Consider the following 3,069-nt stretch of genomic DNA (forward strand, 5'->3'; position numbering starts at 1 on the left):
AGAAAGTTAAATCCTGTGCTTGACTCTTGTGGTTAAAAACAGGACATTTTAAATGGTTTATCGCATAGACATTTTAATTGGTGAATAACAGCCCTTGTAAGTCCAAAATAGAAATATCCGCTTTCAGACTCTGGCATTGATTATGCCACCTAACATTAAAAGTGACATTGGCCATACGTTTTTAGCCAAATTATGCGTTGCCCAGATCCTCAGTATTAATCGGTAGAAAGTGTGCGTGATCTAGACTGCTCAAGCATAGATATTTGAGTACTTTCCGCCTGCAAAACTGGGTTAAGACGATTACTTTTCAATTTGATTTGCAAGCGCAGTTCATTATTGGAGTCCGCATTACGCTCAGCATATGGTGCATAAATTTACGTGCTTCATCAAGCAATTCTGTTGTATACATATCGAGATTCCTGAGATCATGACTGGTCAGCCGTATAGAATGAGCAGGAGCAAGACCTCTAATAAATTATTGTTATTGTTTATTTTTTAATTTAATTATTTTTATTCAATTTATAAAATCGTTCTAATCATTATTTTTATTTTCAAACGCTGTGATGAGCTGCTTTAAGCATCAGGTAGATGCGGTGATCAGCTTCATCCGATTCTGTCTTTCCCCAATCAATTGAGGAAAGACATCTTTCAGTTTTAAGCACTACGCTTCAAACCTTCGAGTCGTAGTGAGTCAGTCATATTTAACAATAGTTGTTCGGTTTTTTTCCAGCCCAGACATCCATCAGTGACTGACTGACCATAAGTCATTTGCTCAGAAATTTTTTGATTCCCGTCAACAAGATGACTTTCTAGCATTACACCACGAACATTGGTCTGTAAGCGTTCTGCCACGATCTGCTCCAGTACTTCAGGCTGCAGCATCGGATTTTTTGAGCTATTGCCATGACTACAGTCAATCACCAATGCGGGTAAGTCGATCTGATGTTTGGCGCGGATTTTCTCAATTTCTGACAATTGATAATTTGGTCCGCTATTCGAGCCACGTAAAATCAAATGTGCTTTAGGATTACCTTGCGAGTGTAAAATGCATGGCAAACCGGATTGGCTCATTCCCAGGAATTGATGCGGATGAGAGGCAGACTGAATGGCATCCAGAGCAATTTGAATCGAACCGTCAGTACCATTTTTGAAACCAATGCTATATGGCATATGGCTGGAAATTTCGCGATGAATTTGCGATTCGCTGGTACGTGCGCCAATCGCACCCCAAGCTAGTAAGTCATCGAAATAAGCAGTTGCCATTGGGCTAAGAATTTCCGAAGCGATTGGCAGGCCCATTTCAATAATTTTTAGGTATAAGTCACGGGATTTTTCCAAGCCCAATTGCATATTGGATGAACCATCCAGATTTGGATCGTAAAGGAAACCTTTCCAACCCACCGTAGTCCGTGGTTTTTCAATATAAGCACGCATCACCAGGAAAATCTGATCAGATAGCTGTGACTGAAGTTGTTTTAATTTTTCTGCATAGTCTAGCGCGGAAGCTTCATCATGAATGGAACATGGGCCTGTGACCACCATTAAACGATGATCCTTGCCTTCTAATATATTTTGAATAGTTTGACGGTGTTCAGCGACTTGGCTGGCCAATTGCGGAGACAGTGGCAATTGCTGCTTAAGCTGCTGAGGTAAAATTAAAATGCTTTCAGCATGATGTTGTTGTGATGTATTTGAAGTATTCATGACTTTAATCCTGGGACTGGCAATCAGTCCAAACTTTTATTTGAGCGTTATGGGTCTAATCGAAGGTGTTGTGAGTGTCATTAGCTGACTAAAATAAGACCAATAAAAGTTGTTAAAGTATGAATAGTTAAAGTTTGTCATGGCTGTCTCCAAAATATTGTAAAAAATGAAAGGCATAAAAAAACCTGATCAGGGTTGCCGATCAGGTATAAACTGGTGGGCAACCTTTTCATTGCCCAAACGCATTCAGGCAATTAGCTAAACTGCCAGAAATAAAAATATGCGTTTGAAATGATAGGTTGCTTTAACATGTTATGTCTTTCATAAAATGTGATTCTGAAATTAAAATACGCGCTCTGGGATCATTTGACAAGCATTAAATATAAAAAAATATTTATTAACTTTTCTACTTTTATTTATCGATTCATCAAAGCGTGATATATATCACTAAAAGTGGTAAAACCCACAAACTTATCGCGGGTTTTACCAAAGAAACTTCATTTTAATCCGAAGATTAAAAATTAACGTGAAACACGATTCCAGGCATCACGCACTGCAAATTTAGCCTGTTCCCAGTTTAAACGTGATTGACCTTTCATTTGTTCCCATTTCAATCTCAAATCAGGTTCTACGTCTTCAAAACGAGTATGGGCATCATAGCTGCCACGGTTTTCATAACCAACTCGATAGGCCGTATCATAATCACGGTCATAATCCAGATCGCTATAGGTGGTACGAGCATCTGAATAGTATGGCGTATTAATCGAATTATCACGCCAGTAAGCCTGTTCTTCCGTTGGATTTATAGCTTCGCCTACACCTTTACCTGCCAGACCGCCAACAACAGCACCGACTACACCACCGACAGCGACACCCACTGGACCGCCTGCAGCACCAATGGCTGCACCTGCCGCTGCGCCACCTGCAGCACCTACACCTGTACCCACAGGATGTGCGCCAGGCTCACCAGTAATTGGATCGGCATTTAAATCATCGCGGACATCTTTAGGCGCATTCTTAATTACATCACGATCAAAATTATCATTCGACATAGAGCTTATCCTTATTCTTTAAAATGGTTTTATCACGTATTTTCATACGTCCTATTTAATATAAGCATCTGGCATGTAATGACATTAGCAGGCGTGTGTTGTTTCAGTGACTCTCTGTGAGGCTTTCATGCACTAATGTATCCTGAATCAAGTAAAAGCCGCATAAAAAAGACCGGTTTAATACCGGTCTTTTTTAGATTAAAACAGCTTAGTCAAAATGAATAGATCTCTTGCGAAAGTTAATTTAAGAGCATCCAATTCACCATTCCAGCAATTAAATTCATTCTTAGACCAAATCGTTTCCGTCTATTTC

Annotated in this window: 2 protein-coding genes and 1 pseudogene; all 3 read right to left on the minus strand. The window is 39.7% G+C overall.

Annotation, left to right across the window (positions count from 1 at the left end; all coding sequences use genetic code 11):
• Positions 1 to 215: 215 nt before the first annotated feature.
• Positions 216 to 359, minus strand: a pseudogene (locus NI468_RS15860) (type IV pili twitching motility protein PilT); the annotation flags it as partial.
• Between the two features lie 295 nt (positions 360 to 654).
• On the minus strand, positions 655 to 1,704 hold the full coding sequence (locus tag NI468_RS15865; protein WP_253102600.1) for a 3-deoxy-7-phosphoheptulonate synthase: 1,050 nt from the start codon (positions 1,702 to 1,704) through the stop codon (positions 655 to 657).
• Between the two features lie 521 nt (positions 1,705 to 2,225).
• Positions 2,226 to 2,756, minus strand: a complete 531-nt coding sequence (locus NI468_RS15870) for a hypothetical protein (protein ID WP_005106843.1) — start codon at positions 2,754 to 2,756, stop codon at positions 2,226 to 2,228.
• Positions 2,757 to 3,069 lie beyond the last annotated feature (313 nt).

This window comes from Acinetobacter lwoffii (assembly GCF_024129355.1).
Taxonomy (GTDB): domain Bacteria; phylum Pseudomonadota; class Gammaproteobacteria; order Pseudomonadales; family Moraxellaceae; genus Acinetobacter; species Acinetobacter lwoffii_I.